Annotated in this window: 31 protein-coding genes; 13 read left to right on the top strand and 18 right to left on the bottom strand. The window is 66.4% G+C overall.

Annotated elements, in window-relative coordinates; translation table 11 throughout:
* Window positions 1–240: 240 nt before the first annotated feature.
* The 4 genes from msrB to ABD719_RS00910 are packed head-to-tail and all read right to left on the bottom strand — an operon-like array spanning window position 241 to window position 3,515.
* Window positions 241–642, bottom strand: a complete 402-nt coding sequence (gene msrB, locus ABD719_RS00925; RefSeq protein ID WP_344691375.1) for a peptide-methionine (R)-S-oxide reductase MsrB — start codon at window positions 640–642, stop codon at window positions 241–243.
* 1 nt (window position 643) lies between these two features.
* Window positions 644–1,777 carry an NAD(P)/FAD-dependent oxidoreductase gene (locus ABD719_RS00920; RefSeq protein WP_344691373.1) on the bottom strand — a complete coding sequence of 378 codons (1,134 nt, stop codon included), beginning with the start codon at window positions 1,775–1,777 and terminating at the stop codon, window positions 644–646.
* Window positions 1,765–2,454: a methyltransferase domain-containing protein gene (locus tag ABD719_RS00915; RefSeq protein WP_344691371.1), complete on the bottom strand. Its 690-nt coding sequence runs from the start codon at window positions 2,452–2,454 to the stop codon at window positions 1,765–1,767. The genes ABD719_RS00920 and ABD719_RS00915 overlap by 13 nt, the downstream gene beginning before the upstream one ends.
* On the bottom strand, window positions 2,451–3,515 hold the full coding sequence (locus tag ABD719_RS00910; RefSeq protein ID WP_344691369.1) for a type III polyketide synthase: 1,065 nt from the start codon (window positions 3,513–3,515) through the stop codon (window positions 2,451–2,453). Before ABD719_RS00910 ends, ABD719_RS00915 begins: the two co-directional genes overlap by 4 nt.
* Before the next feature lie 404 nt (window positions 3,516–3,919).
* On the opposite strand from ABD719_RS00910, the gene ABD719_RS00905 reads away from it, so the two are divergent.
* On the top strand, window positions 3,920–4,372 hold the full coding sequence (locus ABD719_RS00905; protein WP_344691367.1) for a hypothetical protein: 453 nt from the start codon (window positions 3,920–3,922) through the stop codon (window positions 4,370–4,372).
* 57 nt (window positions 4,373–4,429) lie between these two features.
* Here the strand turns inward: ABD719_RS00905 and ABD719_RS00900 are convergent, their stop codons facing one another.
* The 9 genes from ABD719_RS00900 to ABD719_RS00860 form a co-directional block, all read right to left on the bottom strand.
* Complete coding sequence (locus ABD719_RS00900; RefSeq protein ID WP_344691365.1) at window positions 4,430–5,359, bottom strand: electron transfer flavoprotein subunit alpha/FixB family protein; 930 nt, start codon at window positions 5,357–5,359, stop codon at window positions 4,430–4,432.
* Window positions 5,356–6,105: an electron transfer flavoprotein subunit beta/FixA family protein gene (locus ABD719_RS00895; protein WP_344691363.1), complete on the bottom strand. Its 750-nt coding sequence runs from the start codon at window positions 6,103–6,105 to the stop codon at window positions 5,356–5,358. The genes ABD719_RS00900 and ABD719_RS00895 overlap by 4 nt, the downstream gene beginning before the upstream one ends.
* Window positions 6,106–6,305: 200 nt before the next feature.
* Window positions 6,306–7,505 (bottom strand): ADP-forming succinate--CoA ligase subunit beta, encoded by a 1,200-nt coding sequence (gene sucC / locus ABD719_RS00890; RefSeq protein WP_192126667.1) that lies wholly within the window; start codon window positions 7,503–7,505, stop codon window positions 6,306–6,308.
* A gap of 191 nt (window positions 7,506–7,696) precedes the next feature.
* Window positions 7,697–8,602 carry a ParB/RepB/Spo0J family partition protein gene (locus tag ABD719_RS00885; protein ID WP_344691361.1) on the bottom strand — a complete coding sequence of 302 codons (906 nt, stop codon included), beginning with the start codon at window positions 8,600–8,602 and terminating at the stop codon, window positions 7,697–7,699.
* Window positions 8,599–9,381: a ParA family protein gene (locus ABD719_RS00880; protein WP_344691359.1), complete on the bottom strand. Its 783-nt coding sequence runs from the start codon at window positions 9,379–9,381 to the stop codon at window positions 8,599–8,601. Before ABD719_RS00880 ends, ABD719_RS00885 begins: the two co-directional genes overlap by 4 nt.
* A complete protein-coding gene (gene rsmG / locus ABD719_RS00875; RefSeq protein ID WP_344691357.1) occupies window positions 9,378–9,998 on the bottom strand; it encodes a 16S rRNA (guanine(527)-N(7))-methyltransferase RsmG in 621 nt (206 codons plus the stop codon). The genes ABD719_RS00880 and rsmG overlap by 4 nt, the downstream gene beginning before the upstream one ends.
* Entirely contained in the window at window positions 9,995–11,830 is a 1,836-nt protein-coding gene (gene mnmG / locus ABD719_RS00870) for a tRNA uridine-5-carboxymethylaminomethyl(34) synthesis enzyme MnmG (protein WP_344691355.1), read from the bottom strand. Before mnmG ends, rsmG begins: the two co-directional genes overlap by 4 nt.
* Before the next feature lie 55 nt (window positions 11,831–11,885).
* Window positions 11,886–13,166 carry a tRNA uridine-5-carboxymethylaminomethyl(34) synthesis GTPase MnmE gene (mnmE, locus tag ABD719_RS00865; protein ID WP_344691939.1) on the bottom strand — a complete coding sequence of 427 codons (1,281 nt, stop codon included), beginning with the start codon at window positions 13,164–13,166 and terminating at the stop codon, window positions 11,886–11,888.
* Window positions 13,167–13,192: 26 nt separating this feature from the next.
* Entirely contained in the window at window positions 13,193–13,426 is a 234-nt protein-coding gene (locus ABD719_RS00860) for a DUF6489 family protein (RefSeq protein ID WP_192126654.1), read from the bottom strand.
* A 106-nt stretch (window positions 13,427–13,532) separates the two neighbouring features.
* Between ABD719_RS00860 and ABD719_RS00855 the strand changes: the two genes are divergently transcribed.
* The gene (locus ABD719_RS00855; RefSeq protein WP_344691352.1) at window positions 13,533–14,228 is read left to right on the top strand and encodes a dienelactone hydrolase family protein; all 696 of its coding nucleotides are present in this window, start codon (window positions 13,533–13,535) and stop codon (window positions 14,226–14,228) included.
* 102 nt (window positions 14,229–14,330) lie between these two features.
* Window positions 14,331–14,498 (top strand): YegP family protein, encoded by a 168-nt coding sequence (locus tag ABD719_RS00850; RefSeq protein ID WP_344691350.1) that lies wholly within the window; start codon window positions 14,331–14,333, stop codon window positions 14,496–14,498.
* Window positions 14,499–14,574: 76 nt separating this feature from the next.
* Here the strand turns inward: ABD719_RS00850 and ABD719_RS00845 are convergent, their stop codons facing one another.
* The 5 genes from ABD719_RS00845 to hemE all read right to left on the bottom strand — a co-directional run bounded on the left by ABD719_RS00845 (window position 14,575) and on the right by hemE (window position 19,186).
* Window positions 14,575–15,273: a TerC family protein gene (locus tag ABD719_RS00845; RefSeq protein ID WP_425567095.1), complete on the bottom strand. Its 699-nt coding sequence runs from the start codon at window positions 15,271–15,273 to the stop codon at window positions 14,575–14,577.
* Window positions 15,274–15,400: 127 nt separating this feature from the next.
* On the bottom strand, window positions 15,401–15,979 hold the full coding sequence (locus ABD719_RS00840; protein ID WP_344691348.1) for a hypothetical protein: 579 nt from the start codon (window positions 15,977–15,979) through the stop codon (window positions 15,401–15,403).
* A gap of 205 nt (window positions 15,980–16,184) precedes the next feature.
* Window positions 16,185–17,441 carry a transcription termination factor Rho gene (rho, locus tag ABD719_RS00835; RefSeq protein WP_192126651.1) on the bottom strand — a complete coding sequence of 419 codons (1,257 nt, stop codon included), beginning with the start codon at window positions 17,439–17,441 and terminating at the stop codon, window positions 16,185–16,187.
* Between the two features lie 222 nt (window positions 17,442–17,663).
* The gene (locus tag ABD719_RS00830) at window positions 17,664–18,122 is read right to left on the bottom strand and encodes a CopD family protein (protein WP_344691344.1); all 459 of its coding nucleotides are present in this window, start codon (window positions 18,120–18,122) and stop codon (window positions 17,664–17,666) included.
* Window positions 18,119–19,186, bottom strand: a complete 1,068-nt coding sequence (hemE, locus tag ABD719_RS00825; protein ID WP_344691342.1) for a uroporphyrinogen decarboxylase — start codon at window positions 19,184–19,186, stop codon at window positions 18,119–18,121. Before hemE ends, ABD719_RS00830 begins: the two co-directional genes overlap by 4 nt.
* A 330-nt stretch (window positions 19,187–19,516) precedes the next feature.
* On the opposite strand from hemE, the gene ABD719_RS00820 reads away from it, so the two are divergent.
* The 10 genes from ABD719_RS00820 to ABD719_RS00775 all read left to right on the top strand — a co-directional run bounded on the left by ABD719_RS00820 (window position 19,517) and on the right by ABD719_RS00775 (window position 26,101).
* Window positions 19,517–20,356 carry a pyruvate, water dikinase regulatory protein gene (locus ABD719_RS00820; protein WP_344691937.1) on the top strand — a complete coding sequence of 280 codons (840 nt, stop codon included), beginning with the start codon at window positions 19,517–19,519 and terminating at the stop codon, window positions 20,354–20,356.
* Complete coding sequence (locus ABD719_RS00815) at window positions 20,353–20,943, top strand: Maf family protein (protein ID WP_344691340.1); 591 nt, start codon at window positions 20,353–20,355, stop codon at window positions 20,941–20,943. Before ABD719_RS00820 ends, ABD719_RS00815 begins: the two co-directional genes overlap by 4 nt.
* Window positions 20,944–21,167: 224 nt before the next feature.
* Window positions 21,168–22,016 carry a shikimate dehydrogenase gene (gene aroE, locus ABD719_RS00810; protein WP_344691338.1) on the top strand — a complete coding sequence of 283 codons (849 nt, stop codon included), beginning with the start codon at window positions 21,168–21,170 and terminating at the stop codon, window positions 22,014–22,016.
* Between the two features lie 7 nt (window positions 22,017–22,023).
* Window positions 22,024–22,617, top strand: coding sequence for a dephospho-CoA kinase (gene coaE, locus ABD719_RS00805; protein WP_344691336.1), 594 nt, complete (start codon window positions 22,024–22,026; stop codon window positions 22,615–22,617).
* A 27-nt stretch (window positions 22,618–22,644) separates the two neighbouring features.
* On the top strand, window positions 22,645–23,355 hold the full coding sequence (gene dnaQ / locus ABD719_RS00800) for a DNA polymerase III subunit epsilon (protein WP_344691333.1): 711 nt from the start codon (window positions 22,645–22,647) through the stop codon (window positions 23,353–23,355).
* A 49-nt stretch (window positions 23,356–23,404) separates the two neighbouring features.
* Window positions 23,405–24,031 (top strand): ribosome hibernation-promoting factor, HPF/YfiA family, encoded by a 627-nt coding sequence (hpf, locus tag ABD719_RS00795; protein ID WP_344691330.1) that lies wholly within the window; start codon window positions 23,405–23,407, stop codon window positions 24,029–24,031.
* Between the two features lie 59 nt (window positions 24,032–24,090).
* The gene (locus tag ABD719_RS00790) at window positions 24,091–24,558 is read left to right on the top strand and encodes a PTS sugar transporter subunit IIA (RefSeq protein ID WP_344691328.1); all 468 of its coding nucleotides are present in this window, start codon (window positions 24,091–24,093) and stop codon (window positions 24,556–24,558) included.
* Window positions 24,548–25,018, top strand: coding sequence for a PaaI family thioesterase (locus tag ABD719_RS00785; RefSeq protein ID WP_344691326.1), 471 nt, complete (start codon window positions 24,548–24,550; stop codon window positions 25,016–25,018). Before ABD719_RS00790 ends, ABD719_RS00785 begins: the two co-directional genes overlap by 11 nt.
* Window positions 25,015–25,353, top strand: coding sequence for a DUF1491 family protein (locus ABD719_RS00780; protein WP_344691324.1), 339 nt, complete (start codon window positions 25,015–25,017; stop codon window positions 25,351–25,353). The genes ABD719_RS00785 and ABD719_RS00780 overlap by 4 nt, the downstream gene beginning before the upstream one ends.
* 151 nt (window positions 25,354–25,504) lie before the next feature.
* A complete protein-coding gene (locus ABD719_RS00775; RefSeq protein ID WP_344691323.1) occupies window positions 25,505–26,101 on the top strand; it encodes a cell wall hydrolase in 597 nt (198 codons plus the stop codon).
* Window positions 26,102–26,321 lie beyond the last annotated feature (220 nt).

Raw genomic sequence — 26,321 nt, 5'->3', positions numbered from 1 at the left:
GCCGCGAAATACGCGCTATCCGCGCCCGCTACAAGGGATAGCGGCAGTAGGTGCGGAACGAGAGAAGTTTGGTTCGCGCGGAGACTTGGAGAAGAAGAACAGGGTAAGGCGCTGCGCGCGATCAGGTCCCGACGCCACAGGTGTCCTTTATTCCCCATGCCCACCGGATCACGACCGGCTACGGCACGGGCAGCGCTTCCACCCCTTCTTCTCCGCGCCTCCGCGCGAACAAAACTTATTCTACCCGTCCTCGCGAGCCCTGAAATCCAGCGAGATCGAATTCATGCAATATCGCTGCCGGGTCGGCGGCGGACCGTCCGGGAAGACGTGGCCCAGATGGCTGTCGCACCGCGCGCACCGCGTTTCGGTGCGGACCATGCCGTGGCTGCGGTCGCTATGGTCGGTGACCGCCTCCTCGCCGATCGGCCGGGTGAAGCTCGGCCAGCCCGAACCGCTGTCATATTTGTCCGCACTGTCGAACAGCGTGTTGCCGCACGCCGCGCAAGCATACAGCCCGTCCGCCTTGTTGTCGTTCAACGCGCCGGCAAAGGCACGTTCGGTGCCCGCCTCGCGCAGCACATGATATTGCGCCGGAGTCAGGCGGGTGCGCCATTCGGCGTCGGACAGGGTCAGCTTTTCCATGTCATCCCATCTGGTTCGCCGGCCCCGGTCCTTCAAGCACCGCGCTGCCGGTAAGAGCACCGATCCGCGTGGCATGGGCGATGATCCGGATCAGCGCAGGGTATGCCGCGCCGACCAGCCACGCCGCCGCCGGTCCCTCCGCCACCGCGCGCACCGCGCCCGCCACCCCCAGCGGCCGCGCCAGCGCGCGCGCGAAGCTGGCTTGCCACGCCGCCGCCGCCCCGGCCCCGCCGCGTCGATATGCCGCCGCCGCCGCCACGCCGCTCGCCAGCGCGATCCCCATCCCCTCGCCCGCCAGCGACGGGATCACCCCCGCCTGATCGCCCAGCCGGAACAGCCCCGCCCGCCCGTCGCGCGCGCGCCAGCCATAGGGGACGTTGGCGACCGCATCGATCGCGGCATCGCCCGCCATGAACGCGATGCGCTCGCCCAACGCGGGGTGTTCGCGCGCCAACCGGTCGAGCAGCGCCGCCGGGCTGCCCGCCGCCGTCAGCCGCGATCGTCGCACCGCCAGGCACAGATTGACGCTGCCGTCCTCCTGCCGCGCGATCCCGGCATAGCCATGCGCGAACAGATGCAGTTCCACCGCATCGCCGACCAACCGATCAAGTGCCCGATGCGCCGCCAGCCGCACCCGCAGACCCAGCGCCGGGTCCGCCCCGCGCGCCGCTTCCGGCCGGGCCAGCCCGCGCAGGTCGTGCTTGCCGGTGGCGAGGAACAGCGAATCGGGCGTAATCGTCGCCCCGTCCGCCAGTCGCACCTGCCCATCCTCGACCGCGCGCACCGCCACGCCGCGTTCGATCCCCGCCACCTGCCCCGCCCGCGCCATCAGCAGCGTGTCGAGCCGGTGCCGCGACACCGCCACCGCCGGCGCCGGCAGCCGCGCCTCCGCCTGCCGGCCGCCGGCGAACAGGCGGGTGCGGACGATCCGCTCCCGGTTCAGCTCGTCCGCCGTCACCCCCAGCACCGCCAGCGTCCGCAGGCTGCGCCAGCTGAGGAACCCGCCGCACAGTGCGTCTCGCATCTCCCGATCGCGCTCGATCACCACCGCCCGCGTGCCATTGGCGGCCAGCGCGATCGCCGCCGCCGTCCCCGCCGGGCCGCCACCCAGGATCAACGCTGTTATGTCGCGCATCGTCGCTCCACGCACAGCCGGAATGGAAACGCCCGGAACACGCGTGCATCCGCTACCCCCGCCGCCGCCAGTAACGGCGGCCATTCGGCGGGCCGCAGCGAGCGCGCGATCGACAATCTGCCGTCGTGCCGCACGATCGGATGCCACCGCGCCAGCGTCGCCAGCACCGGATAACCGCGATACGCGAAGCCGTGCCGCATCAGATCGTTGACGAACCACGCCCGCGCGTTGCCCTGCATCCAGCGCAGGAACGCGACCAGTTCGGCGTCGGTCATGTGGTGCGCGACTAGGCTGCTGATCGCCGCGTCCCAGCCGCCACCCTGATCGGCATAGTCGCCCGTCACCCAGCGGATCGTCGAGCCCGGCGGCGTATGCGCGCGCGCCGCCTGCTCGCTGCGGGGATTCAGGTCGACCCCGACCAGCTCCACCGGCAACCGCCGCTTCATCGCCCAGCGTTCGATCCGCCGCAGCATGTCGCCGTCGCCAAAGCCGATATCGATGATCCTGAGCGACCCGGCACCCGTCGCGATCCGGTAGAGGAACGCCAGCGTCGGCCGCGCTGCCAGCGTCACCCGGTTGACCCGCGCCAGATCGGCGACGACCGCAGCATAGACCGCCGGATCGAGATCGTCGGCGTCCATCAGTTCCGGCCCCTCGGCCCTGACGGCGAGCGTCACGCCACGCTCCCGAAGCCGAAGCCCTCCGCCGCCAGCCCCGGCCCGAATGCCAGCGCCACGCCGCGTTCCACCGGTGATCCCTCCAGCAACCGCGCCAGCGTGAACATCAGCGTCGCCGACGACATGTTGCCATTGGCCGCCAGCACCGCGCGCGACGCGTCCAGCGCATCCGGCGCTAACGCCAGGCTGGCCTGCACCGCATCCAGGATCGATCGCCCGCCGGCATGGACCGCCCAGCCATCGATCGCCGCCGGGTCGTGTCCGCCGGTTACCGCCGCCCGGAAACCGGGATCGGCCAGCCCGGCCGCGATCCGGCGCGGTACCTCGCCCGACAGGTGCATCGCGAAACCGCGATCGGTGATCGCCCAGCGGATCAGCGCCTCGCTGTCGGGCAGCGTCGCCGCGAACGGCCGGTCGAGCCGGAACCCGGCGGGGTCCGCCGTCACCAGCGCCGCCGCCGCGCCGTCGCCGAACTGAAGCTGCGCCAAGAGCGGCTCCGCCCGGTCGTCGTCCTGCAAATGCAGCGTCGACAGTTCGCATGCGATCACCAGTACCCGCGCCGCCGGTTCGGACCGGACGATATGCCGCGCGCTGCGCAGCGCCGCGACCGCCGCATAACAGCCCATGAACCCGATCAGCAGTCGCTCAACCGAGCCGGCCAGCCCCAGTCGCCTCGCCACGATCTGGTCCAGCCCCGGCGCGACGAAGCCGGTGCAGCTTGCCACCACCAGATGCGTGATCCCCGCCAGCGGCACCTGCGCCGCCAGTGCCTCCACTGCCGCGATCGCCAGGGTCGGGGCGGCATCCGCATAGATCGCCATCCGCGCGGCGGTGCCGGGCATCCCGCCATCGCCATAGAAGCCGCCCGTCGCGGTCGGCGCACCGCCGGTGACGGTGGGGGGCAACACCGACCAGCGATGCGCGATCCCCGCCCGCCGCGTCATCCGTTCGAACAGGCGACGTTCCGCCGATGCGATGCGCGCACCGGCCCAGTCGATGAAGGCGGCATGGATGTCATGGTCCGGCGTCGCGACGCCGATGGCATGGAGATGGGCGGTCACGAGGCTCCTTCGGTCATGGGCGGTCAACAGTCGACCGGGCCATGTAGTGCCATAAGCCATCATCTCGTGACCATCGCGGTATATCACGGCCTGATAGGGCAGTCAGACTGCCTCTATCCCCTGCATCATCCAGCCCTGTCGCCATTACCGTCGACTTGCGGCAGCCGGCTCATGTGCCACCGTATGACAAAAATGACGCCTTTACCTGAATTACGGTGATATACTGATCTGGATCAATATGACTAAAGCTTGCGTGCGGAACCTGAACGCCGCATGTCTAGGACGAGGCGAAGGATGCAAAAGGTAAGCATGTTTGTCTTTTTATCTTCTTCGCCATGGGCGGATCATGTGACGGTGGGCAGCGGCAGGGCGCTGCATCCCGTCACGTCATGACCGGAGGGATCGTGAACGAAGAAGCAGTCGTGTCGCTTATCAAGGACCTGACGTCCCGGCTGTCCGCCGTGGCGGAAGAGTTCAGCGGGCGTGTCGAACGGGTCGATGCGCCGACGGACGCGGCACCCGACATGACGGTATCGCTGGCCCAAAAGGCCCGCACCCTGTCCGACCAGCGCCGGCTGCGACGCCGTTCGCTGCCTGCCGAGTTGTTTCACGAACCGGCCTGGGACATGATGCTGGCGCTCTACATCGCGCATGACGAGGGCCGGGTACTGAACGTGAAGAGCCTCGTCGCCTGCGCCGATGCCCCCGTCACCACCTCGCAACGGTGGATCGAACACCTCCACAAGCTGCGGCTGGTCAATCGGGTCGTCGACAGCGTCGATCGCCGCCGGCTGGAGGTATCGTTGAGCCAGAACGGGGTCGAGGCGATGGAATCCTATCTGTCCGCCCTGCCCTGATCGGGCCCGGTCCCCGCCACGCAGCATCTGCACGCGGGAACCGGGGCGATCACCGGCCTACAGCTTGCCGGTCAGTTCCGGCACCACCTTGAACAGGTCGCCGACCAGTCCGAGATCCGCGACCTGAAAGATCGGTGCATCCTCGTCCTTGTTGATCGCGATGATCGTCTTGCTGTCCTTCATCCCCGCCAGATGTTGGATCGCCCCCGAGATGCCGACCGCGACATAGATTTCCGGGGCGACGATCTTGCCGGTCTGCCCGACCTGATAATCATTGGGGGCATAACCCGCATCCACCGCCGCGCGCGACGCGCCGACGCCCGCGCCCAGCGCATCGGCGAGCGGATCGATCAGTTCGTGGAACTTCTCCTCCGACCCCAACGCCCGGCCACCCGACACGATGATCTTCGCGCTGGTCAGTTCCGGCCGCGCATTGGCGGCGATCTCCGAGCCGGCGAAGCTGGACAACCCCTTGTCGCCGGTGGCCGCCACTGCCTCGATCGTGCCGCTGCCGCCTTCGGCCGCCGCTTTCTCGAACGCGGTGCCACGGATCGTCAGCACCAGTTTCTTGTCCGACGTCTGCACCGTTGCGATCGCATTGCCGGCATAAATCGGCCGCGTGAAGGTATCCGGCCCCTCGACCGACAGCACTTCACTGATCTGCATCACGTCGAGCATCGCAGCCACGCGCGGTGCGATGTTCTTGCCCGTGGTGGTCGCCGCCGTGACGAAGGCATCGTGGTGCCCCATCAGCTCGACCACTAGCGGCGCGACGTTCTCCGCCAACGCATGGGCATAGGCGGCATCGTCGGCGACATGCACCTTGCCGGCCCCGGCGATCTTCGCCGCGGCCTCCGCCACCACGCCGACGCCCTGCCCCGCCACCAGCAGATGGACTTCGCCCAGTTGCGACGCGGCAGTGACCGCCGACAACGTGGCATCCTTGACGGCCGCGCCGTCGTGATCGACCCAGACCAGTGTCTTCACTTCGCCACTCCCATCGCCTTCAGCTTCATGACCAGTTCGTCGACGTCCGCTACCTTGACGCCGGCCGAGCGCTTGCCCGGCTCCACCACCTTCAGCGTCGTCAGACGCGGTGCGACGTCGACGCCGTAATCGGCGGCCGTCTTCGTCGCCATCGGCTTCGATTTCGCCTTCATGATGTTGGGCAGCGACGCATAGCGCGGTTCGTTCAGACGCAGGTCGGTGGTCACGATCGCGGGCAGCGTCAGCGCGTCCGTCTCCAGCCCGCCATCGATCTCGCGCGTCACGGTCGCCTTGCCGTCCGCGATCTCGATCTTGCTGGCGAAGGTGCCCTGCGCCCAGCCGAGCAGCCCGGCCAGCATCTGACCGGTCTGGTTGTTGTCGTCGTCGATCGCCTGCTTGCCCAGGATCACCAGTTGCGGCGCCTCCTCCTCGACGATCTTGGCGAGCAGCTTGGCGACGCCCAGCGGCTCCACCTTCGTCTCGCTCGTCACCAGGATCGCGCGGTCTGCGCCCATCGCCAGGGCGGTACGCAGCGTCTCCTGCGATTTCTGCTCGCCGATCGACACGACGACGATTTCGGTGACCGTCCCCTTTTCCTTCAGGCGGATCGCTTCCTCGACCGCGATTTCATCGAACGGGTTCATGCTCATCTTGACGTTGGCCAGATCGACGCCCGACCCGTCCGCCTTCACCCGCGGCTTCACATTGTAGTCAAGCACGCGCTTGACCGGCACCACCACCTTCATCGAGCGTTCCTCTCACGTGTTTCGACGGCCGTATCGGCTCGTCACTAGTCGGAAACGGGCGGTTTTCACAAGTCCGGTATGGAAAACCATCCAATCGGCACGTCTGCCGTTACGGCCGCCATGTCCCGTCCTCCCCTGAACGAAGAAGGGCCCGGACGTTTCCGTCCAGGCCCCGTTCGTCGCGGTGGAAAGTGCCCGAATCAGGCCGCCTTCTGTACCTCGGCGACGATCTTCTTGGCGGCGTCGCCCAGATCGTTGGCGGGGACGATCGCCAGACCCGAATTGGCGAGGATGTCCTTGCCCGCCTGCACGTTGGTCCCTTCGAGGCGGACGACCAGCGGCACCGACAGGTTCACTTCCTTCGCCGCGGCGACGATGCCCTCGGCGATGATGTCGCACTTCATGATGCCGCCGAAGATATTGACGAGGATGCCCTTCACCGCCGGATCGGCGAGAATGATCTTGAACGCCGCGGTCACCTTCTCCTTGTTGGCGCCGCCGCCCACGTCGAGGAAGTTGGCCGGGAACATCCCGTTCAGCTTGATGATGTCCATCGTCGCCATCGCCAGCCCGGCGCCGTTGACCATGCAGCCGATGTCGCCGTCGAGCTTGATGTAGGCAAGGTCGTACTTCGACGCCTCCAGCTCCATCGCGTCCTCCTCGGTGGTGTCGCGCAGTTCCATCAGGTCCTTGTGACGGAACATGGCGTTGCCGTCGAAGGCGACCTTGGCGTCGAGCACCATCAGCTTGCCGTCGTCGGTGACCGCGAGCGGGTTGATCTCGATCTGCTCGGCATCAGTGCCCAGGAACGCATCGTACAGCTTCGATGCGGTCGAGGCGGCCTGCTTGGCGAGATCGCCGGTCAGTTCCAGCGCGGCAGCGACGGCGCGGCCATGATGCGGCTGGAATCCGGTGGCGGCGTCGATATCGATCGAATGGATCTTCTCGGGCGTGTCATGCGCCACGGTCTCGATGTCCATGCCGCCCTCGGTCGAGGCGACCATCGAGACGCGGCCGGTCGCGCGGTTGACGAGCAGCGCGAGGTAGAATTCCTTGGCGATGTCGACACCGTCGGTCACGTACAGGCGATTGACCTGCTTGCCCGCGTCACCCGTCTGGATCGTGACCAGCGTGTTGCCGAGCATATCGGTCGCCGCCGCGCGGACCTCGTCCTCGGTCTTGGCCAGCCGCACGCCGCCCTTGGCATCCGGGCCGAGTTCGACGAACTTGCCCTTGCCGCGACCACCGGCATGGATCTGCGCCTTCACGACATAAAGCGGTCCGGGCAGCTTCTTCGAAGCTTCGACCGCTTCCTCGACAGTCAGCGCCGCGAAGCCGGCCGGCACGGGAACGCCGAATTTCGCCAACAGTTCTTTGGCCTGATATTCGTGGATGTTCATGGGCGCAGCCTCACTCGCTATCGTAAAAACGTACCGCCCTAAGCACAACGGGCAGTCAATATCCAGCGAAACCACACCCAAATGATAACGCTTCGCAATATCTAGACTTTATTTTATCCCCGGCCTTCCCGCTACCGTCCCCTGTTATAGCGAGCATATAGCGCAGCGATCCCGTCGCGCCGGGAAACCACCTATAGCGGCTCGCCGGTCAATCGCTGGCAGATCATGTCGAGCTGATCGAGCGTGCCATAGCCCAGCGTCACCCTGCCGCCATCGCCGTCATGCGCGATCGACACTGTCACCCCCAGCAGGTCGGCCAGTTGCCGCTCCAGTGCGGCGGTATCGGCGTCGCCCACCATCTCGCCTCGATCGCCGGTCCGTGCCGTCGTCGGCGCACGTTCACGTACCGTCTTGCGATCACGCGCCAGTTTTTCGGTTTCACGCACCGACAGGCGCCGGCTGACGACCTGCGCCGCCAGTTCCTCGACATCGGGCGCACCCAACAGCGCGCGGGCATGGCCCATCGACAGTGATCCATCGACCACCTGCCCCTGCACCATATCGGGCAGTTCGAGCAGCCGCAGCAGGTTGGCGACATGGCTGCGCGACTTGTGGACGATCTTCGCCAGCACATCCTGCGTGTGACCAAAATCCTGTGCCAGCCGCTGATAGGCTTGCGCCTCTTCGATCGCGTTCAGATCCTGCCGCTGGATGTTCTCGATCAGCGCCACTTCCAGCGTCTCTGCATCGTCCATTATCCGGACAACGACGGGAACCTCGTGGAGTTTCGCACGCTGCGCCGCGCGCCAGCGCCGCTCGCCCGCGACGATCTGGAACTGGTGACCATGCGGGCGAACCACGATCGGCTGGATCACCCCGCGCATCGCGATCGATGCCGCCAGTTCGTCCAGCGTCGCCTCGTCGAAGCGTCGGCGTGGCTGGCCGGGATGCGGCGCCAATGAATTGACCGGCAGCATCCGCACACCGGACGGTTGCTCCGCTCCGCCGGTGATCGGTGCTTCCTGCGCCATTTCGCCGAGCAGCGCGTTCAACCCGCGCCCCAGGCCACCGCGCGACCGCCGAACCGTCTCGCTCATGCCGCCACCGCCTTGCGCGGCAGCCGCGCGATCATCTCACGCGCCAATGCGATATAGGCTTCCGATCCGGAACAACGATGGTCGTAGATCAGTGCGGGCAAGCCATGGCTTGGCGCTTCCGACAAACGAACGTTTCGCGGGATCACCGTCTGGAACACCACCGCCCCCAGCACGGCACGGACATCGCTGGCAACCTGTTCGGTCAACCGGTTGCGCCGATCGTACATCGTCAGCGCCACCCCCAGGATCGACAGGCCGGGATTGAACCGCCCCCTGATCCGCTCGACCGTGCTGAGCAATTGCGACAGCCCTTCAAGCGCGAAGAATTCGCATTGCAACGGCACCAGCAGGACGTCCGACGCAACCAATGCATTGATCGTCAGCAGGCCAAGTGATGGCGGGCAATCGATCAGCACGATATCCCATTTCGTGCTCGCCCCCTTCAGCGCGAGGTCGAGCCGATGCGTGCGTGCCTCGAAATCGATCAGTTCGACCTCGGCTCCAGATAGATCGACCGTGGCTGGCAACAGGTCCAGTCCCGGTACGCGGGTCGGCACCACCGCCTCACCCATCGTCACGGTGCCCATCAGTACCTCGTAACTGGAACGCTCGCGCTGCGCCTGCCCTACGCCCAACCCCGTCGACGCATTGCCCTGCGGATCGAGATCGATCAGCAACACGCGAAGATCAGTCGCCGCCATGGCAGTGGCAAGATTGATCGCGCTGGTGGTCTTGCCCACGCCGCCCTTTTGGTTGGCAACGGCGATGACTGTGGTCATGCCCGGCCTCCGGAAACCATCGGTGAAAAAAATACGATGGACGAGTCCGGATGGGTGAGGCTTTGTTTCACGTGAAACACCAACTGATGACGGGCGCACAGCGCGGGGAGCGATGCCACATCCACCGTTCCCCGCGGGAGCAGCCATCGCGTCGATGTTGTGGCGCAATGAGCGGCGGCAAGCAAAAGCTTTTCGACCGATGCGACCGCGCGCGCGGTAATCACGTCCGCCACCCAATCGACTTGTTCCACTTTGGATGCAGCAACCTCGGCTCCTCCCAAACTCAAGACCGCAACACAATTGCGTAGAAATTCAGCACGCTTACGGCGTGGCTCGACCATCAGAATGGGCCGCGCACCGGCAATCGCCAGCACCATGCCGGGGAAACCGCCGCCAGTACCTATATCCATCCAACGTCCTGCATCAGCCGGCACGATCGTCAGCAGTTGCAGGGAATCGACGACATGGCGTTCCCAGATCGTTGGGATCGTTGCGGGCGAGATGAGGTTCTGGCTCTGATTCTCCGACACGACGAAATCGACGAAGCGGCTGATACGATCGAACGCGACGCCATCGACCTGGCCCCGTACCCAGTCGCGGGCTTCATCTTCGGTCATGCCGCGCGCCGCTTGGTATGAAGCAACACCGCCGAAAGCGCTGCCGGCGTCACGCCACGCACCCGTGCCGCAGCCGCCAGCGAGCGGGGACGGCTGGCACTGAGCCGTGCGATCATCTCCGACGACAGACCGGGGATGCCGCGATAATCGATCGCCTCTGGCAACAATATTTCCTCCTCGGCGCGCAGGCGTGCCACCTCCTCCGCCTGCCGTTCCAGATAGGGCGCATAGCGTGCATCCTGCAGCACCTCCTCCACCACCGTCGTTTCGATCCCCGTTACCGCATCGGGGGCGATCTGATCGACCGTCACTCCCTCGAACCGGAGCCACTCCCATGCCGACCGTACCGCCCCATCGCGGCTGACCGGCGCGCCACGATCCGCAACCCAGGAGGCGGTACGCGGGATCGCCAACCGTTCCATCAAGGCGCCTCGGGCGGTTGCCGCATCCCGCTGTTGCGCCAGTCGGTCGGGTCCCAAACTTCCCACCGCCGTGGCGATCTTCCCCAATCTGGTGGCGGCATTGTCGGCGCGAAGCGACAGGCGATATTCGGCGCGGGCGGTCAGCATTCGATAGGGTTCGGTGACACCCTGCAAGACAAGGTCGTCGATCATCACCCCCAGATAACTCGATGCGCGGTCGAGGATCACCGGTTCCAACCCGATGGCATGGGCTGCCGCATTGAGCCCTGCCACCAACCCCTGCCCCGCCGCTTCTTCATATCCGGTAGTGCCATTGATCTGCCCCGCGCAAAACAACCCGGCCATCCCGCGCACCGCCAGCGTCGAATCGAGTGCGCGGGGATCGATATGGTCGTACTCCACGGCATAGCCGGGCACCGTGATCCGCGCGCGTTCCAACCCCGGGATTGTCGCGATCATCGCCGCCTGCGCCGCTTCCCCGATCGAGGTCGACAGGCCATTGGGATAGACGGTGGCATCGTCCAACCCCTCCGGCTCAAGGAATATCTGGTGGCCGTCACGGTCACCGAAGCGATGAATCTTGTCTTCGATCGACGGGCAGTAGCGCGGCCCCGCCCCCTCGATCGCGCCGGAGAACAAGGGCGATTCCGGGATCGCGTCGCGGATCACGTCGTGCGTCGCTACCACCGTTCGGGTGATCGCGCAGGCGACTTGTGGCAACAACCGGTGTGGCGTCATCGCCGACATCGTCCAGCTATCGGCGTCGGATGGTTGCTCTTCCAGCATCGCCCAGTTGATCGTGCGGCCATCCAGTCGCGGTGGTGTCCCCGTCTTCAGCCGCGCCATCGGCAGGTCGAGCGCGCGGAGATGCGCCGCCAGCGGACCAGCCGCACGCTCCTCGACCCGGCCGCCCTCGCCACGCTCGGACCCCCGGAACAGGCGCCCGCCGAGGAACGTACCAGTGGCAATCACTACCGCCGATGCCGCGATCACGCGGCCATCTGCCAGCGTCACGCCAGCTACCCGATTACCATTAATCAGCAGCGATTCCACGTCACCAGCGATCACGTCGAGTCCCGATTGGGCGGTGACCATCGCCTGTACGGCACAGGCATAAAGCTTCCGATCGGCCTGGATCCGCGGCCCCTGCACCGCTGCACCTTTGCTTCTATTGAGCATCCGGTGATGGATTGCCGCAGCATCCGCAGCCCGTGCCATCACCCCGTCAAAGGCGTCGATCTCACGGACGATATGCCCCTTGCCGAGCCCGCCGATTGAGGGATTGCACGACATGACGCCGAGATTGTCGGTATGAAACGTGACAAGGGCGGTACGTGCGCCACGTCTGGCCGCAGCGCATGCGGCCTCGACCCCGGCATGACCACCGCCAATAATGATGACATCGAACATGACAGCGCCCTACCGCGAGTGGCGGGGGCGCGTCAAAACTGTTCCACGTGGAACATCACTTCCCCAGGCAGAACCGGGAGAACAACGCGTCCAGCATTATTTCGGTGGCATCGACTCCGATCACTGCGGCCAACGATCTCCGCGCCTCGCGCAGATGTTCGCCGATCAGCAGGGGGTCGACCGGCATCGTCTCCAATGCCGTTGCCGCAGCCTTACACCATGACCGGTGCCGTTCCCTCAGTGGCAACGCATCCACCTGTGGCAGCAGCGCCTTTGCCCGATCCTCGATCAACCACCACAACGCCTCCACCGTCTCCGGGCGGTCCTGCCGCACCATTGCCACCCGTCCCGCCGGTATTGCCTCGCGTCCCACCGCATCGCCCCGCGCATGGACCCAGAGCCCATCGTCGCGTGGCGGTGGTTCGTCCGCCAGCCAGACCAGCACGTCGGCCGCATTGATCGCCGCCGTCGCCCGTTCCACGCCGATCGCCTCCACCACATCGTCGGTGTCAGTCAGTCCCGCGGTATCAACCATATTATAGGCGATTCCATGCCGCCGGACGCCGGCTTCGATTTTATCTCGCGTGGTCCCCGCGATCGGGGAAACGATCGCCGCATCACGCTCCGTCAGAAGATTGAGCAAAGTTGATTTACCGGCGTTGGGCGGACCACCGATCACCACACGGATACCGTCGTGTAGCCGCTCGACCGGGGGTGCCGATGCGACTGCCGCGATCGCGTGGCCGAGCATGATCGCCTCGTCCCGGACAGCAGCGACATGGCTATCGTCCGCCGCGACATCGTCCTCATCGGCATGATCCAGCTCCGCCTCGATCCGGGCGGACAGGGCCGCGACCTGCGCCAGCCAGTCGGCGACCTGCCGACTGATCCGCCCCTCCGCCGCCGCCAGCGCGGCGACCCGCTGCCCCTCTGTTTCGGCTTCAAGGAGATCGGCCAACCCTTCTGCTTCAGCCAGATCGATGCGACCGTTAAGCAACGCACGGCGGGTGAACTCGCCGGGTTCGGCCAGGCGGCAACCAAGTTGTGCAGCGAGCGCCCGTTCCACCGCCCGCGTCACTGCCCGGCCACCGTGGCAGTGGAACTCGACGACATCCTCGCCGGTCGCGGTCGCGGGGCCGGGAAACAGAATCACCAGCGCGCGGTCGAGCAATGCCCCTGCCCCGTCACGCAGTCCCCGCAGGCTGGCATGGCGCGGCTCGGGCAACCGACCGGCAAGGGCGGTTGCGGCGTCGCGCGCCTGCGGACCGCTCAACCGGATCACGGCGATGCCGGCGGGCGGACGACCGCTCGATACCGCAAAGATCGTATCGCCCATCATGGTGCCGGTCACGTCGCTGACCCTCATCCGGTCGGCTTGCCCGCATTCTCCATCAGCCGCCGCCAGAAGTTCATTCCCGCCTCGCCCATCGGCGCCCAGTTACGCATCATTGCCTCGACCATCTCGGGGCGGACATTGCCCTCCATCGCCTCGCCCGCGATCGCCAGATAGCGATCATGCAGCGGCGTCAGGTCGGGCAAGCCCATCGCGCGACGCGCCTCCTCGGGCGTGCAGTCGATCTCGATCGTCACCTTCATCGTCGTGTATCCCCTGATCAGGACGTGCTTGAGCCCGCGGGATCGCGACGCCATAGCCGGAAGAGTAGGAGCCGGACGACGAACCGGCAACGGCAGGAGAATGATCATGACGGGCAGCATCACCATCGATACCGACGACGGCAGCTTTGGGGCGTATCGCGCCGACCCCGCCGGCACGCCGCGTGGCGCCATCGTCGTGATCCAGGAGATATTCGGAATCAACGCTGGTATCCGTCGCCAGTGCGACCTGTTCGCAGAGGCCGGCTATCTGGCGATCGCCCCCGACCTGTTCTGGCAGTTCGCGGCGGGGGTCGAACTGGACCCCGACGTGAAGCCGGAGTTCGAGCGCGCGCTGCAGCTGATGGGGCAACTGGATCAGGATGCCGCCATCGGTGATCTGGAGGCGACGATCCGGACGGCGCGCGGGATGCTGCCGAAGGACGGTAAGGTCGGTGCGGTCGGCTTCTGTCTGGGTGGGCGACTGGCGTTCATGGTCGCCACGCGGACGGACGTGGATGCCAGCGTCGGCTATTACGGGGTCGGGATCGACGGGCTGCTCGGCGAGAAGCACGGCATCGCCCGGCCGCTGATGCTACATATCCCGGTCGAGGATCATTTCGTCGATCACGATGCGCAGGCGCGCATCCATGCCGGGCTGGACGATCATCCCAAGGTGACGCTGCACGATTATCCGGGCGAGGATCATGGCTTCGCCGCCGCGATCGGATCGCGCCGGTCGGAAGAGGCGGCGACGCTGGCGGAGGGGCGCACCGCCGCGTTCTTCGCGGCGCATCTGGGGTAAGGTAAAACATCCGAATCCGAGCCAGTCGGCGTCGAGAAACCCGTAACTTCTGCTTATCTCCTTCGGGTGCCTGTCGAAGCAGGCATCGTGAACGATGAGGGGATGTCGATGTATTTCGAGAAGTATCGTGCCGGTGTGGAATGGCGCTGGCGTCTACGTGGCGCCAACCACGAAATCGTCGCATCGGGCGAAGGGTACACGACGGAGGCGAATTGCGATTATGGCATCAGCCTCGTCAAAAGCACCACGGCGTCGACGCCGGTTCGCTAGGTCTGATCGTCCATAGAAAAGGCCCGCCCCCCATGATGGAGGGACGGGCCTTTTCGTTACGTCAGGCGATGTACAATCAGGTGAACAGGCTGACCAGCCCCAGCGTGTCGGTAGTGCCGGTCCAGCCCTCGTAGATCATCTTGATCGCGACGAGCAGGATCACGGCGAGGCCAAAATAGGCGATCCAGCGATAGCGATCGATGATCCGGGCGATGAAGTTCGCCGCCAGTCCCATCAGCGCCACCGACAGCAACAGGCCGATCACGAGGATGCCGGGATGTTCGCGCGCGGCGCCGGCGACGGCCAGCACGTTGTCGAGGCTCATCGACACGTCCGCCACCGCGACCGCCCAGGCGGCACCGGCGAAGCTCTTCACCGGTTTGATGCCCTGTTCGACATTGGCCTCGTGATTCCCGCCCTCGCGAATCTCGCGCCAGAACTTCCAGCTGACCCACAGCAGCAACAGGCCGCCGGCGAAGATCAGGCCGACGATGCCCATCAGCCACGTCACGATCAGCGCGAAGAAGATGCGCAGCACCAGCGCCGCGCCGATGCCGATCAGGATCACCTTCTTGCGCTGTTCCGCCGGCAGACCCGCCGCCAGCGCGCCGACGACGATCGCGTTGTCGCCCGCCAGCACCAGATCGATCATCAGCACCGACCCGAACGCCGCTAGCGCCGCCGGGTCGGACAGGTTCGAGAAATCGTTGACGATGTGCTGCCAGATCTCGGCGGGCGAACCCGGCCCGGCCGTGGACGCGGCCGCAGCCAGCATGGATATTATGGTCAAGGTCGTCGGGCTCCCGGTTGCATGGGGCCAGCAACGATCGCCCTGCCCCGGCGGTTTCGTGGCGTCATACCGTAATAGGGCCGGGATGGTAGAGAAAGGGTTTGATCCGTTTCTACTTACCGGCGGGAAGCTGGGCTTTCATTCCATCGAGCCGTTTCTGCTGTTCCATCTGGACCGGAACACCCAGCGTCCGGCGAAGCGCATCCGATATGAGGACATGATCATATGGCTCCATCGTTGGACCGGTTTCCGGGCTGTTGCGATACTGAGTGCCGTAAATCTGCTTCTGCCCGATCGCCTGAAGATAGCGGTCGAGTGTCGCGGCCGCGATCCATGACGCGTCCTTTCTCCCCAAAGCCGTCGCCGCGATGGCGAGCGAATGGGCCAGCAAATAGTCGCCGGGCTCACTGCCATGCTGGAATATGAAAGCGGCATGATAGAAGTCGTCGGCAGTCGTGAGCTTGCCCTGCTCCATCAACTTGGCGGTCCGCGCGCGCCTTGCCTTGTCCTGCGCGATCATTCGCGTAACGAATTCGCGATCCTTGAACTGTTCGGGCTTGATGTTCTCTCGGACTGCCTGATCGTCCTGAAATATTTGCGCCATTTCCGTGACATCGCCGGAGGTCTGGGCGGCAACGGGGATAGCCGGCAATGCCATGCCCGCTATCAACATAGCCATGATTGCTTTCATCGGCGACTAAACCTTCGCATGATCCTGGTTGGTTCGGCCCAGCCAGCATCACAGGTTTAAATCAATACGGATGCGAATCAATCGACGATGGCGGTGCGGGAGCCATCGCCTCCGACGCACTCGCCCCCTCGCGGGCAAAACCCGCCTCGTCGGTCGGGGCGGTTCGCCCTGCCGACCGGCATGAACCGGTAGGCCGCTTGCGGCTTTACTGGTTCATGCTGTCGAAGAAATCCTCGTTGGTCTTCGAGTTCTTCATCTTGTCGAGCAGGAATTCCATCGAATCGATCGTGCCCATCTGCATCAGGATGCGGCGCAGGACCCACATCTTGGACAGCTTGTCCTTGGCGACCAGCAATTCCTCCTTGCGGGTGCCGGACTTGCCGACATCGAGCGCGGGGAAGATGCGCTTGTCGGCAACCTTGCGGTCCAGCACGATCTCGGAATTGCCGGTGCCCTTGAACTCTTCGAAGATCACCTCGTCCATGCGGCTGCCGGTGTCGATCAGCGCGGTGGCGATGATCGAGAGCGAGCCGCCCTCTTCGATGTTGCGCGCCGCGCCGAAGAACCGCTTGGGGCGTTGCAGCGCATTGGCGTCGACACCGCCGGTCAGCACCTTGCCCGACGAGGGCACGACGGTGTTGTACGCGCGGCCGAGGCGGGTGATCGAGTCGAGCAGGATCACGACGTCGCGCTTGTGCTCGACCAGCCGCTTGGCCTTCTCGATCACCATCTCGGCGACCTGGACGTGGCGCTGCGCGGGTTCGTCGAAGGTGGAGGAGACGACCTCGCCCTTCACGCTGCGCTGCATGTCGGTGACTTCCTCGGGCCGCTCGTCGATCAGCAGCACGATCAGGAAGACTTCCGGGTGGTTCTCCGAGATCGCGCGGGCGATGTTCTGGAGCATCACCGTCTTGCCGACGCGGGGCGGTGCGACGATCAGCGTGCGCTGGCCCTTGCCCTGCGGGCTGACGATATCGATGACCCGCGCCGACTTGTCCTTCTGCGTCGGATCTTCCGGATCGAGCGTCAGCTTCGATTCCGGATAGAGCGGCGTCAGGTTGTCGAAGTTGACGCGGTGTCGCACCGCATCGGGATCGTCGAAATTGACCGTGGTCAGGCGGGTCAGCGCGAAATAGCGTTCGCCGTCCTTCGGCCCGCGAATCTCGCCCTCCACCGTGTCGCCGGTGCGCAGGCCGTGCTTGCGGACCTGATTGGGGGAGACGTAGATGTCGTCGGGACCGGCGAGATAATTCGCCTCCGGACTGCGCAGGAAGCCGAAGCCGTCCTGCAACACCTCGATCGTGCCCAGCCCCATGATCTGGTCGCCGCGTTCCGCCTGTTCCTTCAGGATCGCGAACAGCAGGTCCTGCTTGCGCAGCGTCGACGCGCTTTCGACGCCCAGTTCCTCGGCCAGCTGCACCAGATCGGCGGGCGTCTTCTTCTTCAGGTCTTTGAGATGCATGGATCGATCCGGATGCGCGGGTAGGATGGGTATAGCGTGGTCGGCGGGACGCTGCGACGATGCTGGAGTAGCAATGCGTGACGGCAGGACGCCGCTCTACGCTTGGGGAGTGTGGTAGGCGCGTGATCCACCTGCGTCAAGCGGGAGATCGCGCCCATCCGTCATCCTGGCCGATACCCGGATGACGGAGGTTGGATGCCGGATAACTGGCGGCGGGCGAGCTTACGGCTTCACGATCACCAGCACGACGATCAGCGTCACCGCCAGCGCGGGGATTTCGTTGATCATGCGCAGGTGGCGGCCGGTCAGGGTCGGGCGATTGCGGGCCAGCTTCTTCGCATAGGCGATGGTCCAGCCGTGATAGCCCGACAGCAGCAGCACCAGCGCCAGCTTGGCATGGAGCCAACCAAGGCCCGGTACCCCGTCGAACAGCCCCAGATTGGCCGCCAGCGCCAGCCCCAGCACCCAGACGACGACCAGCGCGGGGGTGAGGATGATGCCACGGATCTTGCCCTCCCGCTCCACCCACAGGGCCGCCTCGTCGGTGCGGCCGGCGGCGAGCGCCTCCTGATGATAGACCAGATAGCGCGGCAGCATGAACAGCCCCGCCATCCAGAAGATCACGAAGATCAGATGCGCGGCCTTGACCCAGTCATAGGCAGCGCCCAGCCAGCCGGTCATGCGGTCCTCCTGACGCGAGCGACGAGGCGCTCGACATGGGCGATGGGCGTATCGGGCAGGATGCCGTGGCCCAGGTTGAACACGTGCGGGCGATCCGCTAGCGCGGCGATGATACGGTCCACCCCCGCGTCCAGTTCCGCACCACCCGCGATCAGCGCGAGCGGATCGAGATTACCCTGCACCGGCAATCCCTTCGGCAGATGCCGGTCGGCCCAGACCGGGTCCACCGTCTCGTCCAGCCCGAGCGCGTCGACCCCGGTTTCGCGGGCATAGGCGGGCAGCTTGCCCCCTGCCCCCTTGGGGAAACCGATGACGATCAGGTCCGGCCGCGCCGCCTTCAGCGCGGCGACGATCGCGGCGTTGGGGGCGATCACCCAGCGTTCGAACTGCGCCGGCGACAGCGAGCCGGCCCAGCTGTCGAACAGCTGCACCGCCTCCACCCCGGCATCCGCCTGCGCGATCAGGTAGTCGACCGTCATCGCGGCGATCGCATCGATGATCCCGGCGAAGGCGGCGGGGTCGCGATAGGCGTAGCGGCGGGTTTCGCCCTGATCCTTCGAGCCGCGCCCGGCGACCATGTAGGTCGCGACCGTCCACGGACTGCCCGCAAAGCCCAGGAATGCGGTCGTGGGCGGCAGCATCGCCGCGACGCGGGTGCAGGTGGCATAGACCGGCTTCAGCCGCTGAGGCACCCGTTCCAGCGCCGCCAGCGCGTGATCGACCAGTGGCGGCTCCAGTCGCGGCCCCTCCCCTGCTCCGAAGCTCAGTTCCTGCCCCAGTGCCCATGGCACCATCAGGATATCGGAGAACAGGATCGCGCCGTCGAAGCCGAAGCGGCGGATCGGCTGCACCGTCACCTCGGCCGCCGCTTCCGGATCGGTCGCCAGCGCGAGGAAGCCACCCTTATCGAACCGTAACGTTCGATATTCCGGCAGGTAACGGCCCGCCTGCCGCATCAGCCAGAGCGGCGGCACGGCCGGTTTTTCCCCACGCAAGGTGGCGATCAGCGGCTTGACGGGGGCGAAAGCCGCATCGGCGGCGAAAACAGCGTCGGTCAGGAGCATCTACTCATCAAAGAAGAATCGAAAAAGGTCGTGGTAGTAGTAGGCGCGTGGGCAATGGGGATTACGGATTCATCCCCGGATTGCCAACAGCTTGACTCATACGCATGCGCCGGGCCTCCACGATTCGGAATCATGAGCACACGTTTTCCACAATCTGTGGATAACTTTATGCCCTGTGGACGCGCCTGTGGATAAGTCGGGGATTATCACCGGCCGCGGCGCGGCTTGGCGGCCCCGGCCGGTTACGCTACGATTCGCCCTCATGTTATCCACAGCCCGATACCGGGGGTTTTCGCCCCCCTGCCCCGCCGCCCGGAACAGCGCGTGGCGCTGACCCGGCTCCACCTCCATCTGCTGTCGGATTCGACCGGCGAGACGTTGGAGAACATCGCCAAGGCGGCGCTGGCGCAGTTCGACGACGTCGAGACGGTGCGTCATTTCTGGCCGATGGTGCGCACCGAGACGCATCTGGAGCGCATCCTGCAGGAGATCGCGCAAAATCCCGGCCTCGTCGTCTATACGCTGGTGAATCCGACGACGCGGCGGATTCTGGAGAATCGCTGCGCGGCGCTGGGCCTGCCGGCGGTGGCGCCGATCGATCCGGTCAACGACGCGCTGTCGGCGATGCTGGGGCAGCAGGCCAAGGCGCGGCCGGGGCGGCAACACGTGCTGGATGCGGCCTATTTCGCGCGGGTCGATGCGATCCAGTGGACGATCGCGCATGACGACGGCATCGCGTGGGAGGAATGGGAAGAGGCGGACATCGTGCTGGCCGGGGTCAGCCGTTCGTCCAAGACGCCGACCTCGATCTACCTCGCCAATCGCGGCTACAAGACCGCCAACATCCCCGTGGTGGTCGAAAGCCCGCCGCCGCCGATCCTCTATCGCCTGCGCAACCCCCTGATCGTCGGGCTGACGACCAGCGCCGACCGGCTGATCCAGGTGCGGCGCAACCGCCTGCTGTCGCTGAACCAGCAGGCTGACACCCCCTATGTCGAACAGGACGCGGTGGCGCGCGAGATCGCGTTCGCGCGGCGGATGTTCGCGGACAATGGCTGGCCGGTGATCGATGTGACCCGCCGCTCGATCGAGGAAACCGCCGCCGCGATCGTCTCGCTGGTCAACCAGCGGCGCGCCAACCCCGCACCTGATGTCGGGGTGGACCTGTGAGTTTCGTTCTCGCCTCGCAAAGCGCGTCGCGCCGGGCGATGCTGGACGCGGCAGGGGTGCCGTTCGAGGCGGTGCCCGCGCGGGTCGACGAGGACGCGGCGAAGGCGGCGATGGCGCATCTTTCCCCGCGCGATCTGGCCGATGCGCTGGCGGAGCTGAAGGCGGTGAAGATATCGCGGAGCCGACCGGGCGACCTGGTGCTGGGATCGGATTCGCTGATCGCGCTGGCCGACGGCACCCGGCTCGACAAGCCCGAAAGCCGCGAGGAGGCGGCGGACCATCTGCGGCGGATGAGCGGCGGCACCCACGATCTCTGGAGCGCGGCGGTGGTCGCGGAGGGCGGGGCGGCGGTGTGGCGATATGTCGACCGCGCACGGCTGCATGTCCGACTGCTGTCCGACGACTTCATCGCGGCGTATCTGGATGCGGAATGGCCGGCGATCGCGGGCTGCGTCGGCTGTTTCCGGGTCGAGGGGCCGGGGGTGCAGTTGTTCAGCCGGCTGGACGGAAGCCATTTCACCATCCTCGGCCTGCCGTTGCTGCAGGTGCTCGACTATGCGCGGGTGCGCGGAATGTTGATGCGATAAGACAAGTTTACGCGAAGCCGCAAAGAAGAAGAGGTTCACGCGGAGACGCGGAGGATCGAATGAGGCACGACCTTCGCCTCCCACGGCCCGCTCACTTCCATCGTTCGTGATCGGTCTTCCGATCGCCGGCCACGCAACCCCTCCGCGTCTCCGCGTCTCCGCGCGAACCTCTCTACCTTCTTCCCGGCTTCGCAGCGCACGGGAATCGCGATAGGTCGACGGCCATGACTTCGTTCACCGACTTCGCCGCGGGCGACCCGAGCCCGAACCGCCCCTATGCCGAGGTGATCGGCGATCCGATCGCGCATTCCAAGTCGCCGCTTATCCACCGCTTCTGGCTGGACGCGCTGGGGATCGACGGCGACTACCGCGCCACCCGCGTGGCGGCGGACGATCTGGCGGCGTTCTTCGCCGCGCGGGCGGACGACTCGCACTGGCGCGGGTGCAACATCACCGTGCCGCACAAGGTGGAGGCGTTGGGCCATGTCGCCGATCCGGGCGGGGTGCGCGCATCGATCGGCGCGATCAACACCGTGTTCCGCCAGGACGGGGCGCTGGCGGGGACTAACACCGATGCCGCCGGATTCTGGAGTCCGATCGGCGATCTCGACCTGACCGGGCAACCGGTGACGGTGATCGGCGCGGGCGGCGCGGCGCGGGCGATCCTGTGGGCGCTGGCGCGCGTCGGGGTGGGCAAGGTGACTGTGCTGAACCGCAACCCGTTGAAGGCGGCGGCCTTGTTGTCGTCGTTCGGGCTGAAGGGGCAGGCACTGCCGCTGACGCCGCAGGTGCCGCCGGCCGCGCTGCTGGTCAACGCCACCAGCCTGGGGATGACCGGGCAACCACCCCTCGATATCGACCTGTCGGCGATGCCCGACGACGGCATCGTCTACGACATCGTCTATGCGCCGCTGGAAACGCCGCTGCTGGCGGCGGCGCGGGCGCGGGGGCTGGATACGGTCGATGGGCTGGAGATGCTGATCGCGCAGGCGGCGGTGGCGTTCGCGATCCTGTTCGGCACCGAACCGCCACGCGAGCGGGACGACGAATTGCGGGCGCTGCTGGCGGGGTGAGGGGGGGATGATCGTCCTCGGCCTCACTGGATCGATCGGGATGGGAAAGTCGACCGTCGCGGCGATGTTCGCGGACGAAGGCGTGCCGGTGTTCGACGCGGATGCCGCGGTGCACCGGTTGCAGGGGCCGGGCGGCGGGGTGGTGGCGGCGATCGCGGCGGCGTTTCCCGGCACCACCGGCGCGGACGGGGTGGACCGGGCGGCGCTGGGACAGGCGGTGCTGGGCGACCCGGCGGCGCTGGCGCGGCTGGAGGAGATCGTCCATCCCGCCGTGGCGGCCGAGCGCGCGGCGTTTCTGGCGGATCACGCGACCGCGCCGCTGGTCGTGCTCGATGTGCCGCTGCTGTTCGAGACGGGGGGCGAGCGCCATTGCGACCGGGTCGCCATCGTCTCGGCGGGGGAGGCGGTACAGCGGGCGCGGGTGCTGGCGCGGCCGGGGATGACGCCCGCCCGGCTGGACGCGATCCTCGCCCGCCAACTGCCCGATGCGCAGAAGCGCGCGCGCGCCGATATCGTGATCCCGACCGACGGATCGCTGGGCGATACCCGCGCCGTGGTGCGCCGGATGATCGCCGGCCTGCGCAGCGGGGCGCTTGCCTGATCGATCGCGAAGGGCGATACCGTACCGATGCGCGAGATCGTGTTCGATACCGAGACGACGGGGTTCAAGTTTTCCGAAGGCGACCGGCTGGTGGAAATCGGCTGCGTCGAGATGGTGGGCCGGGTGGAAACGGGCCGCACCTTCCACGCCTATTACAACCCGCAGCGGCCGATGCCCGCCGATGCCGAACGGGTCCATGGCCTGTCCGACGCTTTCCTGCGTGACAAGCCGCTGTTCGCGGACGGCGTGGCCGAGCTGCTGGACTTCGTCGGCGATGCGCCGCTGATCGCGCACAATGCCAGTTTCGATTTCGGCTTCATCAACGGCGAACTGATGCAGGCGGGCCATTCGGCGATCTGCCAGCGCACGCGGATGATCGACACGCTCCAGATCGCGCGGACCCGGCATCCCGGCGCCAAGCATACGCTGGATGCGCTGTGCGCGCGGTTCGGGATCGACCGGTCGCACCGCGTCCTGCACGGCGCGCTGCTCGACGCGCAACTGCTGGCGCAGGTCTATGTCGAGCTGATGGGCGGTCGCCAGATCGGGCTTGGGCTGGGCGAGGCGGCGCCGGCGGCCGGTGCGGCGCCGGTCGTCGCAGACGTGCGCCGTCCGGTCCGGCCGATGCGCGTTTTCACCGTCCCCGAGGGAGACGTTGCCGCCCATGCGGCGTTCATGAAAGGTATTCCCGATTCCCTGTGGGGACCATCGATCGAGGGGGCCGTGGCGTCCGGATGACGCCGTTCGGGGCAGAGCCAACAGGACTGTCCGTTCAATGGAGAAGACAATGGATATCCGGATTTCAGGTCATCAGGTCGAAACGGGCGACGCGCTCAAGATCCATGTCCAAGACCGACTCCAGGGTATCGCCGACAAATATTTCAGCCGGGCCATTTCCGCCGAGGTCACTTTCGGCAGCGGTCCGCACGATGTCGGTTTCCGGTGCGATATCGTCGCGCACGTGATGAAGGGCCTGGTGCTGAAGGGCAGCAACGATGCCCAGGATGCACACCCCGCCTTCGACGGCGCAGCCGAGAAGATCGAGAAGCAGCTGCGCCGCTATATGCGCCGCCTGAAGGACCGCCACGCCGCGCAGGCGATCGAGGTGGCGGAGGCCGGCGCCTATGACAATGCCGGCTACACCCTGTTCGCCGAATCGACCGAGGAGGACGATCAGGGCGATGCGCCGCTGATCGTGGCGGAGACGCGCGTCGATATTCCCGACGCCAGCGTCGGCGATGCGGTGATGATGCTCGACCTGCGCAACACTGCCGCGCTGCTGTTCCGCAACTCGGGCACGGGCGCATACAACATGGTCTATCGCCGGGGTGACGGCACGATCGGCTGGGTCGAGCCGCAGCGCGATGGCGCTGCCGCGAACGCCGCGGCGGGCAGCACCGCCGCCGCCGCCTGACTTGCCACCCCCGCACGACCCGCTATGCGGCCGTGCGGGGGATATGGCCGAGTGAACCGATGACCGATTTCAGCGATCTGCTGCGCCCCGACGCCGTGATGACCGGTCTGTCGGTGACGTCGCGCAAGGCGCTGTTCCAGCAGCTGGGCACGCTGGCTGGCCCCGGCACGGGCATCGATCCGCGCGCGGTGACCGAAAAGCTGGCCGCGCGCGAGAAGCTGGGGTCGACCGGATTTGGCGGCGGCGTCGCCATCCCGCATGCCAAGCTGGAGGGGATCGCCGCACCGGTCGGGCTGTTCATCCGGCTGGCGCAACCGATCGCGTTCGATGCCGTCGACGACCTGCCGGTCGATCTGGTCTTCGCCTTGCTGTCGCCCGTGGGCGCGGGGTCGGATCATCTCAAGGCGCTGGCCCGCGTGTCGCGGCAGCTGCGCGACCGGGCGTTTCTGGCCAAGCTGCGCGGGGCGGGATCGCGCGACGCGCTGTACGCGCTGTTCACCATCGGCGATGCGCGTCATGCCGCCTGAGGACGTGCCGGCGGCAGGCGAGGCGGCGCATTTCCGTGCGCTCGAATCGCTCTATGCCTGCGCGCCGATCAACCGCTTCTTCGAATCGTCGCTAGAGATTGGGACCAGTGGCGTCGCCCGCATCCGCTTCACACTGGACGAGCGGCATTTCCATGCCGGTGGCGCGGCGCATGGCACCAGCTATTTCAAAATGCTGGACGATGCTGCCTTCTATGCGTGCAACAGCCTGGTCAGCGACCGTTTCCTGCTGACCACCGCGTTCAACCTGCTGCTGACCAAGCCGCTCGGCCCCGGCCCGGTGGTCGCGGAGGGGCGCTGGATCAGCGGGCGTCGCCGCGTGTTCGTGGGCGAGGCGCGGCTGATCGACGCGGAGGGGGAGGAGGCGGCACGGGGCACCGGCACCTTCATGCGATCGCGCATCGCGCTGGCGGGGTTGCCGGGATACGGGCCGGCGGCATGAGTGGCCGGCTGCCGAGCGGGCTGCTGGTGTCGGCGATGCTGCGGCGATGCAACGATGTCGGCGGATTCGGCGTGGTACTGGCGAAGGGAGATGCGGGCGGCGGCACGATTCTGGTCGTCGTCACACGGCCGGGCGAACCCGACCGGCTGCTGGAACGCGGTCCCGGCCCGACCGGCGAATCGATTTTGATCGATTCGACTCCGGCAGCGGGAACCGATGGCGGTATCGCGGATTATTGGCGAAGGCGGCGATCCCGCGACCCCGATCTGTGGGTCGTGGAGCTGGACGTCGCAGGCGCGGAACAGCTCGTCGCCGAAACCCTCCTGATGGTTTGACACCGATCCGGCCCTGAGTAACCGGGGTGTCGGTCGCCATCGCGTTGTGCCGATCCGGGTGCGGTCCGGGCCGGTGACGCAGTCGGAGGGTACCCGGACGGTCGGTTTCATCCGACCGCGCCGTGAGCCTGCCGCACAGCCGTTTGAGTGAATGACGTTTCTTTCCGGTGTAGCGGCTGCCGCCGCCCTGCTCGTGTCGCTGGCCATGCCTGGGACGATTTCCGCGGCCCATGCCGCCGAGCCGGTGGGAATCCAGCCCACGACACCGACGATCGCCGCCCCTGCGGCGGTACCCGCGAAACTCATCACCGTGCCGCCATTGCCCACCACGGCCGACTTCACGACGCTAGCCGAGGCAGTAGCCGCGCAGGATAGTTCGGTATCGGGCGAGACGCTGCGTTGTCTGGCCGGTGCGATCTATTTCGAATCGAAGGGCGAGCCGCTGTCGGGCCAGCTGGCGGTGGCGCAAGTGATCCTGAATCGGGTGAAGTCGGGCCGCTTCCCTACCGATATCTGCAGCGTCGTGACCCAGCGCGGACAGTTCAGCTTCGTGCGCGGCGGTCGCATCCCCGTGATCGACGAGGCCCGCAAGACGTGGCGGACTGCGGTCGCGGTCGCCCGCGTCGCGGTCGACAAGGCATGGGACACGGTGGCAGGCACCGCGCTGTATTTCAACGCACGCGGCCGTTCGCCGGGCGCGGGCATCCGTCGGATCGCGGTGATCGGGAACCACTTCTTCTACCGCTGATCGCACGATGAAGAAGGGTGTTCGCGCAGAGGCGCGGAGGACGCAGAGGGTTGCATCCCGATGCCCGCTTTTCCTGCCCGTCGGCCGATCCGGGATGGGTCTGCCGATCGATCCGGTGAGTGGCACCTCTGCATTCTCTGCGCGAACATACTTCTTCGCGGGGGTGCGCCAATTTATTCCGTCATTGCGAGCGTAGCGAAGCAATCCAGGGCGTCACACG

The sequence above is a fragment of the Sphingomonas cynarae genome, from assembly GCF_039537815.1.
Taxonomy (GTDB): domain Bacteria; phylum Pseudomonadota; class Alphaproteobacteria; order Sphingomonadales; family Sphingomonadaceae; genus Sphingomonas; species Sphingomonas cynarae.
Note: the sequence above shows the minus strand (reverse complement) of the source record. Positions and strands in the feature narration are given on the sequence as shown.

Bases quoted from the DNA above. Each gene is read 5' to 3' on its own strand.
- ABD719_RS00830 (WP_344691344.1), bottom strand. From the start codon at position 18,122: ATGACCGGCTGGCTGGGCGCTGCCTATGACTGGGTCAAGGCCGCGCAT.
- ABD719_RS00780 (WP_344691324.1), top strand. From the start codon at position 25,015: ATGAGTGGCCGGCTGCCGAGCGGGCTGCTGGTGTCGGCGATGCTGCGG.
- msrB (WP_344691375.1), bottom strand. From the start codon at position 642: ATGGAAAAGCTGACCCTGTCCGACGCCGAATGGCGCACCCGCCTGACT.
- ABD719_RS00785 (WP_344691326.1), top strand. From the start codon at position 24,548: ATGCCGCCTGAGGACGTGCCGGCGGCAGGCGAGGCGGCGCATTTCCGT.
- coaE (WP_344691336.1), top strand. From the start codon at position 22,024: ATGATCGTCCTCGGCCTCACTGGATCGATCGGGATGGGAAAGTCGACC.
- ABD719_RS00790 (WP_344691328.1), top strand. From the start codon at position 24,091: ATGACCGATTTCAGCGATCTGCTGCGCCCCGACGCCGTGATGACCGGT.
- ABD719_RS00920 (WP_344691373.1), bottom strand. From the start codon at position 1,777: ATGCGCGACATAACAGCGTTGATCCTGGGTGGCGGCCCGGCGGGGACG.
- ABD719_RS00895 (WP_344691363.1), bottom strand. From the start codon at position 6,105: ATGAAGGTGGTGGTGCCGGTCAAGCGCGTGCTTGACTACAATGTGAAG.
- sucC (WP_192126667.1), bottom strand. From the start codon at position 7,505: ATGAACATCCACGAATATCAGGCCAAAGAACTGTTGGCGAAATTCGGC.
- ABD719_RS00840 (WP_344691348.1), bottom strand. From the start codon at position 15,979: ATGAAAGCAATCATGGCTATGTTGATAGCGGGCATGGCATTGCCGGCT.
- ABD719_RS00855 (WP_344691352.1), top strand. From the start codon at position 13,533: ATGACGGGCAGCATCACCATCGATACCGACGACGGCAGCTTTGGGGCG.
- ABD719_RS00860 (WP_192126654.1), bottom strand. From the start codon at position 13,426: ATGAAGGTGACGATCGAGATCGACTGCACGCCCGAGGAGGCGCGTCGC.
- ABD719_RS00880 (WP_344691359.1), bottom strand. From the start codon at position 9,381: ATGACCACAGTCATCGCCGTTGCCAACCAAAAGGGCGGCGTGGGCAAG.
- aroE (WP_344691338.1), top strand. From the start codon at position 21,168: ATGACTTCGTTCACCGACTTCGCCGCGGGCGACCCGAGCCCGAACCGC.
- ABD719_RS00775 (WP_344691323.1), top strand. From the start codon at position 25,505: ATGACGTTTCTTTCCGGTGTAGCGGCTGCCGCCGCCCTGCTCGTGTCG.
- mnmE (WP_344691939.1), bottom strand. From the start codon at position 13,166: ATGGGCGATACGATCTTTGCGGTATCGAGCGGTCGTCCGCCCGCCGGC.
- dnaQ (WP_344691333.1), top strand. From the start codon at position 22,645: ATGCGCGAGATCGTGTTCGATACCGAGACGACGGGGTTCAAGTTTTCC.
- rsmG (WP_344691357.1), bottom strand. From the start codon at position 9,998: ATGACCGAAGATGAAGCCCGCGACTGGGTACGGGGCCAGGTCGATGGC.
- ABD719_RS00885 (WP_344691361.1), bottom strand. From the start codon at position 8,602: ATGAGCGAGACGGTTCGGCGGTCGCGCGGTGGCCTGGGGCGCGGGTTG.
- mnmG (WP_344691355.1), bottom strand. From the start codon at position 11,830: ATGTTCGATGTCATCATTATTGGCGGTGGTCATGCCGGGGTCGAGGCC.
- hpf (WP_344691330.1), top strand. From the start codon at position 23,405: ATGGATATCCGGATTTCAGGTCATCAGGTCGAAACGGGCGACGCGCTC.
- hemE (WP_344691342.1), bottom strand. From the start codon at position 19,186: ATGCTCCTGACCGACGCTGTTTTCGCCGCCGATGCGGCTTTCGCCCCC.
- rho (WP_192126651.1), bottom strand. From the start codon at position 17,441: ATGCATCTCAAAGACCTGAAGAAGAAGACGCCCGCCGATCTGGTGCAG.
- ABD719_RS00845 (WP_425567095.1), bottom strand. From the start codon at position 15,273: ATGCTGGCTGCGGCCGCGTCCACGGCCGGGCCGGGTTCGCCCGCCGAG.
- ABD719_RS00850 (WP_344691350.1), top strand. From the start codon at position 14,331: ATGTCGATGTATTTCGAGAAGTATCGTGCCGGTGTGGAATGGCGCTGG.